Below are 16,783 nucleotides of genomic sequence, written 5' to 3'. Positions count from 1 at the left end.
TATCACCCTGGTACATATCATGATCTGTTTGTGTAGTTGGAGGGAGGGAAAAAAGCATGTCAAATACTCGCGTACGTAAAAATGAGTCTCTTGAAGATGCACTTCGTCGCTTTAAACGCTCGGTTTCTAAAAGCGGAACTTTATCAGAGTACCGCAAGCGTGAATTCTACGAGAAGCCAAGTGTAAGAAGAAAAAAGAAATCAGAGGCTGCCAGGAAGCGTAAAAAATAAAGAGGGTGTAAATAAGTGACTTTGCTTGATCGTCTTAATAATGATATGAAAGAAGCAATGAAAAGCAAGGATAAACAAGCTTTAAGTGTTATCCGCATGGTAAAAGCTTCCATTCAGAATGAAGCGATAAAATTGGGAAAAGACCAATTGACAGAAGAAGAAGAAATGTCTGTTTTATCGCGCGAGTTAAAGCAAAGAAATGATTCCCTCCAGGAATTCAAGAACGCCGGCCGTGAAGACTTAGTTGAAAAGATAAATGATGAGCTGAGTGTTTTACAAAAATACATGCCTGAACAGTTATCTGATGAAGAATTGACTGAGTTAGTGAAAGATACAATAAAGACTGTCGGAGCAGAATCAAAATCCGACATGGGAAAAGTAATGGGAGCTTTGATGCCGAAAGTGAAAGGAAAAGCTGACGGCTCAAAAGTGAATCAACTCGTTATGAAATATTTATCTTAAATCAGAAAGTATATAAAAATTTCTGTCTCAGAAAAATGAGGTCGGATAAAAAAGGTTGCCTATGGCAACCTTTTTTTATAGGCTGAGTATGAAGCTGAAATGGATTCTGATATTGTTGTTACAGCTTCAGTTTATGGAGGAACAATACATATACGTTCGTTATCATTCGAGCAGAAAAGCAAGTTTTCGATGATCTAAAGAATTTCCTGTATCTTTTTTGAAACCAATTTTTAAGTCAATCGTAAATCTTTTATAAGGCAAAGAAAGGAGGGCAAGAGTTGGCCAATTTTAAAAGAAGAAAGGGCTTACTCTTTTTCATAGGACTCATCCTTCTTCTGGTTCCCTTGCAAGCATCATTTGCAGAAGAAACCGGACAAGGGGATCTGGTATACGTGGTACCGGTAGAAAATGAAGTTGAGCGGGGCCTGGCAGCATTTCTGGAAAGAAGTATAACAGAGGCAAAGGAAAATGGAGCCGACCATATTATTTTTGAAATTAATACACCAGGCGGTGCTGTTGATGCAGCAGGTGAGATAGCTGATCTTTTATTAAACCTCGAAATCCCGAATACAGCTTATGTATTAAATGAAGCCTTATCAGCGGGTTCTTATATTGCTTTGAATGCTGGGCAAATTTATATGAAGCCTACAGCTACAATGGGTGCATCCGGAGTGATTAACTCGGATGGTACGGCTGCTGATAAAAAGGCACAATCAGCCTGGATAGCTGATATAACAGCTGCTGCTGAACATAATAACCGAAACCCTCTCTATGCAAGAGCCATGGCTGATGCTTCCATTGATTTACCAGAGTATCGTGCACCTGAAGGAGAATTTTTAACGTTAAGGGCGGATGAAGCCGTAGAGGTTGAGTATGCGGAAGGAATTGCAGAAGATCGTACGGAGCTTCTGAGTCAGTTAAATTTGGAAAAAGCAAAAGTGGAAACGATTGAACCGACGTTTGCGGAAAATGTAGCCCGGTTTATCACAAATCCTGTTGTTGTACCCATCCTCCTTTCGCTGGCCAGCTTAGGACTAATTGTTGAATTATATTCCCCGGGCTTTGGTATCCCGGGATCCATTGGGCTTCTATCCCTTATTCTGTTCTTTTATGGTCATATGATCGCAGGTTTAGCAGGTATGGAAGCCATCATCTTACTGGTGGCAGGTCTGATTTGTATCGTACTGGAGCTGTTTGTTCCGGGAGGCGTTTTAGGGATCGCCGGAACAGTGGCCATCATAGCCGCGTTATTTATGTCCGGTGCAGATCCGGGTCATATGGGAATGAGTATAGCCATTGCTTTGCTTGTCTCCATGATTGTGTCCGTCATTTTGTTTAAGCGGGTAGGCCTTGAGAAAGGAATATTCAGAAACATCATTTTAAGTGATGCTACAACGAAAGAGCAGGGATATGTATCCACTGAAAACCGGCTTGAACTAATCGGTCTTATAGGGAAAGCTTTGACCCCGCTTCGGCCATCGGGCACAGCCGTTTTTGAGGATGAAAGGTTAGATGTTGTTTCGGAGGGGGGGTATATTGAAAAGGATAAAAATGTTAAAATTGTGAAAGTAGAAGGCTCACGAATTGTCGTAAGAGAAAATGAATAGATACAAGGAGGAACTATTTATGGATATGGCAACTTTAATGCCGATACTAGGTGTAGGTATTGTAATTATTGCTATTATCGTATTATTTACATTTATTCCAGTTACGCTCTGGATTAGTGCGATAGCAGCAGGTGTGAGGATTAACATCTTTTCACTGGTTGGTATGCGGTTACGTCGCGTTGTACCAAGAATGGTAATTAATCCGTTAATTAAAGCGCATAAAGCGGGCGTAGATGTGAATACAAACCAGCTGGAAAGTCACTATTTAGCTGGTGGTAATGTGGACCGTGTTGTCAACGCACTCATCGCGGCCCAAAGAGCTAATATTGAATTAAGCTTTGAGCGTTGTGCCGCTATTGATTTAGCCGGTCGTGACGTACTTGATGCGGTTCAAATGAGTGTAAATCCTAAGGTTATCGAAACGCCATTTATTGCCGGTATTGCAATGGATGGAATTGAAGTAAAAGCAAAAGCAAGAATTACAGTCAGAGCTAATATCGATCGCCTGGTTGGTGGTGCCGGAGAAGATACGGTAATCGCCCGTGTAGGTGAAGGTATTGTTTCCACCATTGGTAGTTCAGATAAACATACAGAAGTATTGGAAAATCCGGATTCCATCTCTCAGACCGTTTTAACCAAGGGACTGGATGCCGGTACTGCATTTGAAATTCTGTCGATTGATATTGCAGATATTGACATCGGGAAAAACATCGGTGCTTCCTTACAAACGGATCAGGCAGAAGCTGATAAGAACATTGCACAGGCGAAAGCTGAGGAACGCCGTGCTATGGCTGTTGCACAAGAGCAGGAAATGGTTGCCCGCGTACAGGAAATGCAGGCGAAAGTTGTGGAAGCTGAAGCAGAAGTTCCACAGGCGATGGCAGAAGCTCTGCGTTCAGGAAATATTGGTGTGATGGATTACCAGAACCTGAAGAATATTATGGCTGATACAGATATGCGTGATATGATCGGAAAATTAAGCGAACAGGAAGATGAGGACCCTGGAAAGAATAAGAAGGAGTAATCATCGGTTAGGGGGGATATTATGGATTTAATCGCGATTATTGGTGCCATTATCTTTGGTGTCATTAGCTTTCTTACAGGACGGGATGAACAGAAATCAAAGCCGGTGGCAAAACCTTCTCCGACTCCATCCGGACCTGAGCCGACAGTTAGCAGTCATCCCTCACCAGAGAAGGAAATCAGGGAAGAACAATCTCCACGGGCAGAGGATATTCGTGAACAGAATCAACATCCTGATCCCAGTGAAGGTCGTCCTGTTTTTATGGATGATGATATTACGAAAGGAAATCCTGTCAATAGACCTCAGACCCGGCCACGTTCACCGGGAAAGGGGAAAAAATCTCTCCCAATAAAAAGTCCGATTTCCATGAAAGAGCAATTGAATCAGAAAAGGCTGGCTGAAAGTATCATTATGAGTGAGGTTCTGGGTTCGCCCCGGGCGCATAAGCCATACCGGCCTAATCAATATCGAAAATAACAGTTTCCTTTACTTAAAGCACGGAATGTAGTGATACATTCCGTGCTTTTTTCATACATATATATTCAGGGAGGGGGCTGTTTAGATGAAAAAGTGGCGAGGTCAATTAAAACAATGGGTCGTTAACTATTTTAATCTCCCGGAGGATGTTTTGCTGGACTTACCAAGAATCACAACGATAGGCCAAATCCATGCTTATATTGAAAATCATCATGGCCTCGTAACATTTTCTGAAAATGAAATCCTTTTGAGAATGAAGCAAGGCTATGTACGAGTGATAGGAGATAATTTTGTGCTGAAGACAATGCTTCAGGAGGAAATTATCGTTGAAGGTAAAATTAGGGAAGTTCAGTATCTGGAGGATAGCTGATTCAGTTTCTTTATTTATGAAAAGTGATGAAAAGATTTAAGGGGCGATAACATGAAGGAGAAAGAAGGTCTATTTCTAAAAGGATACATAACCTTGCAGGTGAGGGGAAAAAAGCCTGAACTATTTTTAAATCGATGTATGCGCGAGCATATCCCCATGTGGGATATTCGAAAGTTGGACGAGGATACCTATGAGTTCAAGGTTTATTTAAAAAGTCTGTCCATAATCAGAAAGATCCGCAGGCAAATGGGATTTAAAATATCCTTCAAAGAAAAATTCGGTCTGCCTTTTTGGCTTGCTCATCTCAAAATTCGTAAACCTCTTGTTATTGGTTTATTTTTAGGATTATTTTGCATCATGGTTCTTTCAAATATGGTGTGGCAGGTAAAAATTGTTGGAGTTTCACCGGAAGTTGAATACAAGATTCAGGAGAGACTCGATGACTACGGTTTAAAACGCGGAGTTTTTAAATTCAGCTTTCAATCTGTTGATGACATTGAGCGTACCATCACTAATGAACTTAAGGATGTTATGTGGATTGGTATCGAACAAAAAGGGACAACTTATATTGTACAAGGGGTGGAGAATTCACAGGCAAATGAAGAACAGGAAAAAGGCCCTCAGCATCTGGTAGCGAGTAAAGATGGTACTATATTGGAAATGCTAATTGAAAAGGGGGATCCCCAGGTCTCTGTGTATGAAAAAGTGCAAAAAGGGGATATCCTCGTTTCCGGCTTAATTAGAGAAGGGATAGGAAATGAAGATAATGAGAGTGACGAAGAGGAACAAGAGAGCAAACAACATGGTATTCATGCGGAAGGGTCTGTTATTGCTGAAACCTGGTACACTACGGAAACAACCGTCCCATTAAGCTATCAGCATCAGACGCTAACCGGAGAAAAAGATCAGCATTACAAGTTGAAGATTGGAAATTTTGCGCTTCCGATTTGGGAATTCATTCCACCTGACTATGATGATACCCATGTGGAAAAAAATGAGAAGCCATTATATTTTTTAAATTATAAATTACCATTTTCCATTGAGCAGAAAACCATTCATGAGAAAGAAAAAATCAGAGGAGAAAGAAGTAAGCATGAAGCAATCTCAGAAGGAATCGCTCAGGCTAAAAGAGAAATTAAAAGACATACCAATCATGATGCTGAAATCATTGACGAAGAAATTTTGCACCAATCTGTAGAGAATGGTAAAGTTAAACTAGAGTTATTATTTACAGTAAGGGAAAATATTGCTAAACCTCAACCAATAGATCAAGGAGAATAGATATGCAAGAAGATTTGAAAACCATTGATATAGAATTAGCTTCCCCTGATGAAGCTCTGTCATTGTTTGGGACAGAGGATCGAAACTTAAAACAGATTGAAGAATTCCTTCCTGTGACTATCGTTACACGTGGTCAAACGGTACAGGTATCAGGAAATGAAGATCATGTAAAAATCGTTGAAGAAGTACTTCATGCTGTTCTTCACATTATTCGGAAAGGGATTACCATTTCCGAGCGGGATATTATTTATGGAATTGAATTAGCAAAGTCTGGAGAAATACAAAATTTTGAGGCATTGTTTGAGGACGTTTTAACAAAAAATGCCAAGGGGAAGCCCATCCGTGTGAAAACACTGGGTCAACGGGAATATATATCTTCTATTAAAACCAATGATATGGTATTTGGTATTGGTCCTGCAGGTACGGGAAAAACGTATTTAGCTGTGGTAATGGCTGTACAAGCCTTACGTAACGGTGAGGTGAAACGTGTCATTTTAACCCGTCCCGCTGTTGAAGCCGGGGAAAGCCTTGGTTTTCTGCCAGGTGATTTGAAGGAGAAGGTGGATCCATATTTAAGACCCTTATATGATGCATTACATGATGTGATGGGAACCGAGCATACAGTGCGGTTAATGGAAAGAGGAACCATTGAAGTGGCTCCACTCGCTTATATGCGCGGAAGAACACTTGATGATGCCTTTGTTATCCTTGATGAGGCGCAAAATACTACACCGGAACAGATGAAAATGTTTTTAACCCGGTTAGGCTTTGGCTCTAAGATGATTATTAATGGCGACATTACACAAATTGATCTGCCTAAAGGGGTTCGTTCCGGATTAAAAGTGGCTGAGGATCGTTTGAATGCTGTGAGGGGAATTGCCTTTACGCACTTGAAACAATCGGATGTAGTAAGGCATCCTTTGGTACAGAAAATTATTGATGCATATGATGAGCAGGATAAATCCGGCAGGTAAGACCCATTTTCAGGGTCTTATTTCTATATAAATAAAGCTTTCACATACGGGAGTAGGGGAATATGAAAAGAAAGTTCTTAAGAAGTATCCAAGATCAAACCTTAATGAAGAGTCCGCTTGTCTGGATGGTCTTATGTGTCCTTTTGACAGGTGTATGTTTCTTTGTCATGGCTTCATCGAATGTTCAGCCTCAATCCTATGAAATAGAGCGATTTACAGAAGCGAAGGATACCATTTATTCTCCAGTAACCGTGGAAGATCAAAAGGAAACGGAAGCGAAAATTCAGCGCTCTGTGCAGGCAGTTGAAGAACAATACACAATCTCAGATAATGTAACTGAAGAACGGCTGGAATACATTAATGAAATCTTTGATGCAGCCGCTCGTGTTAATCAAAATGCAGCCGAAGAGCAAACAGATGGGGGAAAAGGTACATCTGAAGACAGTGAAAATCTTTTGATGGAATATGAATCTTTGCTTTCGGACACGATTCTGAAAAATATTAATTCGACCAGTCTGGCTGCGATTATAGGGATGGAAACTGATCAGCGTAAGAAAGCACAGGAATTTTTGAACAAACAGGTCCGCAGCATTTTGGAGTCCGGTGTAAGGAGCTCGAATCTAAATCAGAAGCAAATTGAGATGAACCGGCAAATTATGTATGAGGAATTTTCCAATTCAATCAAAACAGCTCTAAATGAAATTGCTGAATTTGCTATTGTTGAAAATTCTTTTTTTGACGCCGAAAAAACCGCAGAACAGAGGCAAAAGGCCGCAAGTAATGTCGAACCGGTAATGATTCGTGCTGGAGAGAAGCTGGTGGAAAAGGGTGAAATCATTACCAATGAGATTTACGATGATTTAATGCTTGTAGGCGTCCTGAAAAATGATCGTAATCTTCTTCCGTATATAGGTCTTGCATTGCTTATTTTGATATTGTGCAGCTTGTTATTCATGGAATGGTATAGGCAAAACGTTTGGCGCCGGAATGACGTTTTTATCATTTTTCTCATTAGCATAGGGACCGTAGCCATGATGAAGGTGTTTAGTCTGTTTGATTCAAATGATACACAATTATTTTTGGCTATACCGGCAGCTGTGGGCGTTATGATCGTGAAATGGTTAATCAGTGACCGTATGGCCATTATGCTGGCAGTTATCTTCGCTATTTTAGGGTCGATCCTGTTTAACTTTCATATGCCGGGTTACCTAAATGTAAAAGCTGGATTATATCTGCTTATATCACAATTAACAGGTATTTATTTATTTCAGAACTTTAAGGAAAAGGGCGAAATATTAAAAACAGGACTGGGTTTATTAGTCGCTAATGTCTTTGTCATTTCATTTTTCCAGTTCATTTCATTCAATCCAATAGAGTGGAAATCCTTCTTAACATTGATTGGCTTTGGGTTTTCATCAGCATTCCTATCCACAGTCCTGACTTTGGGACTTATGCCGATTTTTGAAACAGGACTGAATATATTAACGGAATCCAAGCTGTTGCAGCTATCGAACCCTAATCATCCATTGTTACGTAAAATATTGATTGAGGCTCCAGGAACGTATCACCACAGTGTTATGGTGGCCAACTTAAGTGAAGCTGCCTGTGAAGCGGTTGGGGCCAATGGTTTACTGGCGAGAGTTGCTTCCTATTATCATGATCTTGGCAAGACGGTAAATCCAAGCTATTTTATTGAGAATCAAATGGGAGAAAGGAACCCGCATGATTACCTGAAACCAGAGGATAGTGCGCATATTATCATTCGTCATCCTTATGATGGAGCCCATCTGTTAAGAAAGCAGAAAATGCCTGAGGAAATCATTCATATCGCTGAGCAGCACCATGGAAAAAGTTTGTTAAAATATTTTTATTATAAAGCTAAAGAGATGGATGAGGATACGAAAGAATCGGATTATCGTTATCCAGGACCAAAGCCTCAAACAAAGGAAGCAGCAATTATTTGTATATGTGATTCTGTTGAAGCAGCCGTTCGTTCAATAAATGAGCCTTCAATGGTTAAAATAGAAGAAATCGTAAAATCCATTATTCAGGATAAGCTCATGGATAATCAGTTAAACGACAGTCCACTGACATTTAAAGATTTACATAGGATTGAAATTGCCATTTATGAAGTTTTAAAGGGAATTTTTCACTCACGCATAAAATATCCGGAAGTAGCAGCAAGGGAGGACAAGTAGATGCAACTTGATTTATTTGATAAAACGAATACGATAAAAGAAGACCATAAGAATTTAGTGACTCGTCTTTTGGAGTTTTCAGCTAAACAGGAGGAGATTTCCGAACAGGCAGAGATGTCCGTTACATTCGTCGATAATGAAAATATCAGGGAGATTAATCGTGATTACAGGGGAAATGATTATGCAACAGATGTCATTTCTTTTGCTATGCAGGATGAGGGGGAGGATGAAATCGAAATTGTAGGAGATGACGCTCCTCTTATTCTGGGAGATATCATCATATCAGTCGATAAGATTACCGAACAGGCTGGGGAGTATGGACATTCATTTGAGAGGGAGCTTGGCTTTCTCGCTGTTCATGGCTTTTTACACCTGCTTGGCTATGATCACATGGAGCCCGAGGATGAAAAGGAAATGTTCGGAAAACAAGAGGATTATTTGAATGAATTCGGACTTAAACGGAAATAAGCGTAAAAAAGGAATAGGATTCAAGTATGCTTTTATGGGACTGAGACGGGTCTGGACATCAGAAAAAAATTTCCGTATCCATATATTTATATCCGGACTGGTTGTCTTCTTTGGGATTCTGCTTAATCTTTCTATGTCTGAATGGCTATGGACAGGTGTATGTATTGGTCTGGTTTTAATACTTGAGACCCTGAATTCTGCCATAGAAGCTATTGTGGATTATTTATTTCCCCACTATCATGATGTGGCGGCCAAAGCAAAAGACATATCAGCAGCTGCCGTTCTTTTATCCGCTCTGTTTGCCGTTTTTGTTGGATTGTTCATCTTTGTGCCTAAAATCATAAACCTGTTTTAAAACATGTCTGTTTGCAACCCAGGCATGTTTTTGTTCTTTGTCGAATTTTTTTATTTCAGTTTATTATACCGCTAGTTTCGAGAGATTTTGTCGTTTGTATGAAATTCACATCAATTTGTTGTAGAATGAAGATAAGAAAAAGGAATTTCGGCGATTCGTAAAGATACAGTAAATCGTATAAGCTAATCTTGTACAAGCAAATACACCTATGGAGGAAACAGTATATGGACAATCAATCCTTTCGTTCTGGTTTTATTGCTATTGTAGGAAGACCGAATGTTGGAAAATCAACTTTTATGAATCACGTCATTGGTCAAAAAATTGCAATAATGAGTGATAAACCACAGACAACACGAAATAAAATTCAGGGAGTACTTACAGATCATGATGCTCAAATGATTTTTATTGATACGCCAGGAATTCATAAACCGAAGCATAAGCTCGGTGATTTCATGGTAAAAACAGCCGAACAGACGTTAAATGAAGTAGATATGGTTATGTTTATGATTAATGCTGAAGAAGGCTATGGTGCAGGTGATCAATATATTCTGGACAGACTCCAGTCAATCAAACAGCCAGTATTTCTGGTCATCAACAAAATTGATCAGATTCACCCTGATCATTTGCTGCCATTAATTGAAGAATATCGAACCAAACTGGATTTTGCTGAAATTATTCCCATTTCGGCTTTAGAGGGGAATAATGTGGATCATTTAATGAATGTAATGAAGACGTACCTGCCTGAAGGACCACAGTATTACCCGGAAGATCAAATCACCGATCACCCGGAACGCTTTATTATTAGTGAATTAATCAGGGAAAAGGTTCTGCAGCTGACAAGAGAGGAAGTGCCTCATTCTATTGCGGTGATACTGGATAATATGGAAGTGAGAGATCAAAATAAAGCGGTTTATGTTCAGGCTTCCATTATTACTGAGCGTCCTTCTCAAAAAGGGATTATTATTGGAAAGCAGGGCAAGATGCTCAAGGAAATCGGACAATTAGCCAGGAAAGACATAGAATCCTTACTTGGATCCAAAATTTATCTGGATTTGTGGGTGAAGGTGCAAAAGGACTGGAGAAATCGTATGACACAATTACGTGAATATGGTTTCAATGAAGATGACTATTAATGATATGCATGGAAAATATTAAAACTCATGAACCTTTAGGACGTGGTCAACCTATAAGTAAAGCAGTTTTTTCAATTTTATATTGAGAAAACAGAAAGGTGGGTTTCGAATGATTGATCTTACATGGAAACTATTCAGTCAGACAGGTAATATTGAAACCTATTTACTTATGAAGGAGTTGGAAAATACCTATAAGGAAATACCGGAATCCGAAGAAGAACAGGATGCTATGGAATTTGACTCAAATTTATAGTTAACGCTCGTTTATAAAAGATAAGGTGAAAGATATGGAAAAAATAGAGGGTATCGTCATTCGTACGCAGGATTATGGAGAATCACATAAAATTGTAACCCTTTTTACCAGAGAAAAAGGAAAAATTGGATTGATGGCAAAAGGGGCAAAAAAGCCAAAAAGTCAAATGGCTGCTATTACGCAGCCATTTGTTTATGGTGAGTTTCTTATTCAGCCCGGAAGGAATCTGGGGACGCTTTATCAGGGGGAAATCACTCATTTTATGCGGCAGATACGTGAGAATATTGTTAAGACCGCATATGCCGCTTATTTAGCTGAATTGACAGATAAGGTTTTAGAAAATCATTCTCCTGATCTGTTTCTTTATGATCAGTTCATACATACTTTTGAACGCCTCCAAACTGAAGAGAATCCTGAAGTTATTGCCATGATTTATGAATTAAAGGTATTTGAAAAAGGTGGTTTTGCCCCTGAACTTAATCAGTGTGTGAGTTGCGGAAGAACAGAGGGAATCACCCATTTTTCTGTTGCTGAAGGCGGGTTTCTTTGTACTGCATGTGCCCATATAGATGGTCACGCGTTACATTTAAATGAAGCATTGTTTAAACTTTTACGCACCATCCGGTATGTTAAGGTGGAAAGGATTGGTAAGATTTCCATTAAAGAAGAGAATCGGAGAAAATTGCGACAAATTTTAGATGATTATTATGATTACTATGGTGGCTTCTATATAAAGTCGAGAAAATTTTTGAAACAGCTGGACAAATTTTAAATTGTCCCTGTTTCATTATTTTTGTCGTGAAATGTAAAATAAGATATAATATTCTCAAAGTGACACACTAATTTTTTATTGTGGTAACATCATAATCCGGAGCTGTATTTCCTTAATGGAGAAAGCTTCTTTGTTTTAGGCAAAGGTGGTGAGAGGATGGAGCTATCCGATCGTCAGGAACAAATTATCGAAATTGTAAAAGAAAATGGACCTATAACGGGAGAAAATATTGCTGATCGGCTGAGTTTAACGAGAGCTACGCTAAGACCGGACCTGGCTATATTAACGATGGCCGGCTTTCTGGATGCAAGGCCGAGAGTTGGTTATTTTTACACAGGAAAAACAGGCTCAGAGCTGTTAACGGAGAAGCTGAAAAAATTCAAGGTGAAGGAATTTCAATCCATTCCCGTTGTCGTGACGGAAGATGTTTCTGTCTATGACGCAATTACAACGATGTTCCTTGAGGATGTAGGAACGTTATTTGTCGTAAATAATCAATCTTATCTTGTCGGCGTTTTATCACGAAAAGATTTAATTCGGGCAAGTATGGGAAATCAGGATCTATCGGAAATTCCTGTACATATCATTATGACGCGTATGCCAAATATAACGGTTTGTACAAAAGAGGATTTGTTGCTTGAAGCAGCACAGCAATTAATCGAAAAACAAATTGACAGTTTACCTGTTGTCCAGGAAAAGGAAAACGGACTGGAAGTTGTAGGGCGGATTACAAAGACAAATATGACGAAGGTGCTGGTCGGATTAGTCCGGGATGATCTATAAAGGTAACCATGATGGTAGGGAGGAGTTATTGTGCAGAAACCGATTGTATATGTAGTATCTGATTCCGTTGGTGAAACAGCAGAGTTAGTCGTCAAAGCCAGTTTAAGTCAGTTTAATAATGGGAATTTTAGAATTCAGCGCATTCCTTATGTTGACGATGAGGGCACAATTCTGGAGACCATTGAACTGGCAAAGTCAAATCAGTCCATGATGGCCTATACACTTGTGAAACCGGAATATCGCGAATTTATCCGAAAGAAAACAGAAGAAGCCGGGATTACCGCTGTTGATATTATGGGGCCTATGATCGATGCGATGAAAAAGCATTTAAGCCGTGAGCCGAAATTGGAGCCGGGTCTTGTACATAAACTGGACGAGGACTATTTTAAGCGGATTGAAGCTGTTGAATTCGCAGTTAAATATGATGATGGCCGCGATCCACGGGGGATTCTATTAGCCGATATCGTATTAATTGGTGTTTCACGAACTTCCAAAACACCACTATCTCAGTTTCTGGCCCATAAAAAATTTAAAGTAGCCAATGTTCCTATCGTCCCGGAAGTAGAACCGCCTGAAGAACTATTTCGTATTAATCCTTCTAAATGTATTGCACTTAAAATTAATCCCGAAAAACTGAACCATATTCGCAAGGAGCGGTTAAAAGCATTAGGCTTAAACTCTACTGCCAATTACGCAAATATGGAAAGAATTAAACAGGAATTAAATTACTTTAATAATATTGTTGAAAAACTTGGCTGCAGGACGATTGACGTCTCAAGTAAAGCAGTAGAGGAAACAGCTAATTTAGTCCAAAATTTAATGAAGAATCAATCCACCGAAGGCTTGTAAGATCTCAATCTTACAGGCTTTTTTATTAGAAAAGCGGAGGCGACTGTTCAGGTCATGCGGGATAAGACGAAGACATGAAGTGGCATGGGTTCGGCCACGGAATGGCTTCGGCTTATATCCGCCTTGACCTAAGAGCCGCAGCTGGACAGAGAAAAGCGGAGGCGACTGTTCAGGCCCGACGGCATTACTGAGAATTGCGGAGAGTAGGCTTCTTTTTTCCAATCACTGGCATAGGTTGGATTGTGTAAAAATAGGATAAAATAATAGCAATTTTACACATTATGTATTATAATGTTCTATCTGTGGTAAAAATGGAAGTAGGTTTAGAATATCAGGTCAAAAATAAAAATAACTTTTTGTTCTTTTAAAAGAAGGAATGAACGTCATTTTGTCGAAGTATAATTTGGTATGAACGTCTTCTTTTTTACCAATATGAATCAATACATAAACCATATTCCTTATTTTACCCACTTGTTCAATTTATAACAAAACAGACTTTTTACGGATTTTTATAAAATTCCTGTCGATTTATGAAGGATTTTTATAAAATATCCAGAATCTAAAAAAATGGTGATGGAAATGCCAGAACAAATTCCAGAAGAATTTATTGAAGAAATAAAATCCGAAACCGATGTAGTTGAAATCGTCAGCGAGTTTGTCCAGCTAAAAAGAAGAGGACGTAACTATTTAGGGTTATGTCCTTTTCATAGTGAAAAAACACCATCCTTTACCGTATCACCTGATAAACAGATTTTTCGTTGCTTTGGTTGTGGTAAAGGTGGAAATGTCATCACCTTTTTAATGGAATTGGAAGGTATTTCATTTTTTGATGCAATTTCCAGGTTAGCTGAAAATACAGGGAAACCTGTTCCGAATCAGATATCAGCTAATCAGAATTCATCTTTAAGTCATGAAGACCAGAATATGCTTGAGGCTCATGAATGGTTAATGAAATTATACCATCATTTGCTTAAGCATACAAAAGAAGGAAAGGATGGGCTTGAATATCTAAAAAAACGCGGGATTAGTGATGAAACCATCGACCAATTTCAACTTGGATTTGCACCTGATATCGAAAACTTTACAGCCTCATTTCTTGAGAAAAAAGGTTTTTCTTTACAATCCATGATAAAAGCAGGGTTATTGGCCGATCATCGAGAAAATAAATATATAGACAAATTTCATGGAAGAGTAATTTTTCCTATCCGGAATCATCAGGGAAAGACGGTTGCATTTGGTGGAAGAATGATTTACCAGGGTGAACCGAAATATTTAAATAGTCCTGAGACCGGTATTTTTCATAAAGGGAATGTATTTTACAATTTTGATTTAGCCCGTCATGCGATCCGGAAATCCGGGGAAGCTGTTCTATTTGAAGGCTATATGGATGTAATTTCAGCATCCCAGGCCGGGATAGATAATGGCATCGCATCTTTAGGGACTTCCTTAACCGAGTCCCAGGCAAGACTTCTACGGAGATATGCTGATCGTGTGGTGATTTGCTATGATGCAGACTCTGCAGGTATAGAAGCCACCAGAAAAGCAGCAAATATCTTACAAAACGCAGGATGTTATGTTAAAATTGCACAGTTAAAACAGGGAATGGACCCGGATGACTATATAAAAAAATATGGCGGTGATTCATTCCGTGACCATGTAATTGGGGCAAGTATAACATACATGACGTTTTATCTGGATTATCTGAAAAGAGATTACAACCTTCAGATCGAAAGCGAAAGTATGCAATATATTGAAAGAGCATTAGATGAGATTGCAAAACTGCGAAAGCCGTTTGAAATCGACCATTACTTAAATGAATTAGGAGATCGATTTGATATTTCCAAAGAGGCATTGCAGCAGGAAATTGCATATCGACGAAGGAAGTTCGATAAATATAAGGATAATCAACAAACGAAAAGCCATACTAACAATAGGAAAAATACCTATAAGGAGAGTAAACTGCTTCCTGCATTTCAAAATGCTGAACGTCATTTGATTTCGCTGATGCTTAACAATCGGAATATTGCCGAAAAAGTTCAACAGGAGCTTGGGGGTACCTTCTTAATCACTGAGCACCAGGTATTAGTCACATACCTTTATGCCTTCTATGAGGAAGGTCATGAACCTGATGTAAGTTTATTCATGGAATATCTCCCTGAGTCAAATTTGAAGGATTTGACAGCACAGCTGGCCATGCAGACAGTTCCTGATGAGGTTACTGACATGGAAATAGAGGATTATATTTATACAATTAAGAGTGAGAGGCATAAAAAGAATACCATACAGACGCTCGAGTTAGAGCAAAAAGAAGCGGAACGGAGAAATGATCCGGTTACCGCCGCAAAGATTGCCATGAACATTCTTAATTTGAAAAAGGAATGGAAAAAAGCTAAGCATAGGTGAAGTTGTTTGTAAGGAGGGGTACTATGGCAGAGAAGCCATCTCGTGCAAAAGATACAGAGCAGGACCTGACCCTTGACCAAGTGAAAGAACAATTGGTGGACATGGGTAAAAAACGCGGCGTCCTTGCTTATGAGGAAGTAGCGGATCGTCTATCTTCCTTCGAATTAGATTCAAATCAAATGGATGAATTTTATGAGCATTTAAATGACCAGGGCGTAGAGGTCATTGGTGATAATGAAGAAGATCCAAATATGCAGCAGATTGCAAAGGAAGAAGAATTTGACTTAAATGATTTAAGTGTACCGCCTGGGGTGAAAATTAATGATCCTGTCAGGATGTACTTAAAAGAAATTGGACGTGTAGACTTGCTGTCTGCTGAAGACGAGATTGACCTTGCCACGAGAATAGAACAAGGTGAATTTGAAGCGAAACGCCGTCTTGCCGAGGCGAACCTGCGACTTGTTGTAAGTATTGCAAAGAGATATGTAGGCCGGGGCATGCTTTTCCTTGACTTAATCCAGGAAGGAAACATGGGTCTTATTAAGGCTGTTGAAAAATTTGATTATCGTAAAGGCTTTAAATTCAGTACGTATGCTACGTGGTGGATTCGTCAGGCTATTACAAGAGCAATTGCCGATCAGGCGCGAACCATTAGAATCCCAGTGCACATGGTTGAAACGATAAACAAATTAATTCGTGTCCAAAGGCAATTGCTACAGGATCTTGGTCGTGAGCCAACTCCGGAAGAAATTGCAGAAGAGATGGATTTAACACCGGATAAAGTACGTGAAATTCTGAAGATAGCCCAGGAACCTGTTTCATTAGAGACTCCAATTGGTGAGGAAGATGATTCACATTTAGGAGACTTTATTGAAGATCAGGAGGCCCAATCCCCATCCGATCACGCTGCATATGAATTGTTAAAAGAACAATTAGAGGATGTCCTGGATACACTGACAGATCGTGAAGAAAATGTACTGCGTCTTCGTTTCGGACTTGACGATGGCCGTACACGGACCCTTGAAGAAGTAGGTAAGGTGTTTGGTGTAACACGCGAGCGCATTCGTCAAATTGAGGCCAAAGCATTACGTAAGCTGCGTCATCCAAGTCGCAGTAAGCGTCTGAAGGATTTCCTTGATTAACA

Annotated in this window: 18 protein-coding genes; all 18 read left to right on the top strand. The window is 39.5% G+C overall.

The features are described from left to right. The first annotated feature begins 56 nt into the window (after nucleotides 1-56). Nucleotides 57-230, top strand: coding sequence for a 30S ribosomal protein S21 (rpsU, locus tag ABD006_RS02295; protein ID WP_343837090.1), 174 nt, complete (start codon nucleotides 57-59; stop codon nucleotides 228-230). Between the two features lie 15 nt (nucleotides 231-245). Continuing rightward, entirely contained in the window at nucleotides 246-692 is a 447-nt protein-coding gene (locus ABD006_RS02290) for a GatB/YqeY domain-containing protein (protein WP_343837088.1), read from the top strand. 278 nt (nucleotides 693-970) lie between these two features. Continuing rightward, on the top strand, nucleotides 971-2,299 hold the full coding sequence (locus ABD006_RS02285) for an NfeD family protein (RefSeq protein WP_425542172.1): 1,329 nt from the start codon (nucleotides 971-973) through the stop codon (nucleotides 2,297-2,299). Nucleotides 2,300-2,318: 19 nt separating this feature from the next. After that, complete coding sequence (floA, locus tag ABD006_RS02280) at nucleotides 2,319-3,323, top strand: flotillin-like protein FloA (RefSeq protein ID WP_343837086.1); 1,005 nt, start codon at nucleotides 2,319-2,321, stop codon at nucleotides 3,321-3,323. A 21-nt stretch (nucleotides 3,324-3,344) separates the two neighbouring features. Then, nucleotides 3,345-3,800, top strand: a complete 456-nt coding sequence (locus tag ABD006_RS02275) for a hypothetical protein (protein WP_343837084.1) — start codon at nucleotides 3,345-3,347, stop codon at nucleotides 3,798-3,800. Nucleotides 3,801-3,885: 85 nt separating this feature from the next. Next, nucleotides 3,886-4,170, top strand: a complete 285-nt coding sequence (yqfC, locus tag ABD006_RS02270; RefSeq protein WP_343837082.1) for a sporulation protein YqfC — start codon at nucleotides 3,886-3,888, stop codon at nucleotides 4,168-4,170. A gap of 51 nt (nucleotides 4,171-4,221) precedes the next feature. Further along, the gene (gene yqfD / locus ABD006_RS02265) at nucleotides 4,222-5,451 is read left to right on the top strand and encodes a sporulation protein YqfD (RefSeq protein ID WP_343837080.1); all 1,230 of its coding nucleotides are present in this window, start codon (nucleotides 4,222-4,224) and stop codon (nucleotides 5,449-5,451) included. A gap of 2 nt (nucleotides 5,452-5,453) precedes the next feature. Further along, nucleotides 5,454-6,425, top strand: coding sequence for a PhoH family protein (locus tag ABD006_RS02260; RefSeq protein ID WP_343837078.1), 972 nt, complete (start codon nucleotides 5,454-5,456; stop codon nucleotides 6,423-6,425). A 62-nt stretch (nucleotides 6,426-6,487) separates the two neighbouring features. Continuing rightward, complete coding sequence (locus ABD006_RS02255; RefSeq protein ID WP_343837075.1) at nucleotides 6,488-8,623, top strand: HD family phosphohydrolase; 2,136 nt, start codon at nucleotides 6,488-6,490, stop codon at nucleotides 8,621-8,623. Beyond that, complete coding sequence (ybeY, locus tag ABD006_RS02250) at nucleotides 8,624-9,091, top strand: rRNA maturation RNase YbeY (protein ID WP_343837073.1); 468 nt, start codon at nucleotides 8,624-8,626, stop codon at nucleotides 9,089-9,091. It abuts the gene before it with no gap. Beyond that, the gene (locus tag ABD006_RS02245) at nucleotides 9,066-9,446 is read left to right on the top strand and encodes a diacylglycerol kinase family protein (RefSeq protein ID WP_343837071.1); all 381 of its coding nucleotides are present in this window, start codon (nucleotides 9,066-9,068) and stop codon (nucleotides 9,444-9,446) included. The genes ybeY and ABD006_RS02245 overlap by 26 nt, the downstream gene beginning before the upstream one ends. Nucleotides 9,447-9,670: 224 nt before the next feature. Further along, entirely contained in the window at nucleotides 9,671-10,579 is a 909-nt protein-coding gene (gene era / locus ABD006_RS02240) for a GTPase Era (protein ID WP_343837068.1), read from the top strand. 109 nt (nucleotides 10,580-10,688) lie between these two features. Beyond that, on the top strand, nucleotides 10,689-10,832 hold the full coding sequence (locus ABD006_RS02235) for a YqzL family protein (RefSeq protein WP_343837066.1): 144 nt from the start codon (nucleotides 10,689-10,691) through the stop codon (nucleotides 10,830-10,832). A gap of 34 nt (nucleotides 10,833-10,866) precedes the next feature. Then, nucleotides 10,867-11,604 carry a DNA repair protein RecO gene (gene recO / locus ABD006_RS02230; protein WP_343837063.1) on the top strand — a complete coding sequence of 246 codons (738 nt, stop codon included), beginning with the start codon at nucleotides 10,867-10,869 and terminating at the stop codon, nucleotides 11,602-11,604. 156 nt (nucleotides 11,605-11,760) lie between these two features. Then, complete coding sequence (gene ccpN / locus ABD006_RS02225; RefSeq protein ID WP_343837061.1) at nucleotides 11,761-12,387, top strand: transcriptional regulator CcpN; 627 nt, start codon at nucleotides 11,761-11,763, stop codon at nucleotides 12,385-12,387. Between the two features lie 30 nt (nucleotides 12,388-12,417). Beyond that, on the top strand, nucleotides 12,418-13,236 hold the full coding sequence (locus ABD006_RS02220) for a pyruvate, water dikinase regulatory protein (protein ID WP_425542171.1): 819 nt from the start codon (nucleotides 12,418-12,420) through the stop codon (nucleotides 13,234-13,236). A gap of 579 nt (nucleotides 13,237-13,815) precedes the next feature. Then, nucleotides 13,816-15,639, top strand: a complete 1,824-nt coding sequence (dnaG, locus tag ABD006_RS02215; RefSeq protein WP_343837059.1) for a DNA primase — start codon at nucleotides 13,816-13,818, stop codon at nucleotides 15,637-15,639. 23 nt (nucleotides 15,640-15,662) lie between these two features. Then, nucleotides 15,663-16,781, top strand: a complete 1,119-nt coding sequence (gene rpoD, locus ABD006_RS02210; RefSeq protein WP_343837056.1) for an RNA polymerase sigma factor RpoD — start codon at nucleotides 15,663-15,665, stop codon at nucleotides 16,779-16,781. The last annotated feature ends 2 nt before the right edge of the window (nucleotides 16,782-16,783 follow it).

Source organism: Salinibacillus aidingensis (assembly GCF_039522525.1).
Lineage (GTDB): Bacteria > Bacillota > Bacilli > Bacillales > Alkalibacillaceae > Salinibacillus > Salinibacillus aidingensis.
The sequence above is the reverse complement of the archived record's forward strand: the minus strand, read 5'-3'. Positions and strand labels throughout refer to the sequence as shown.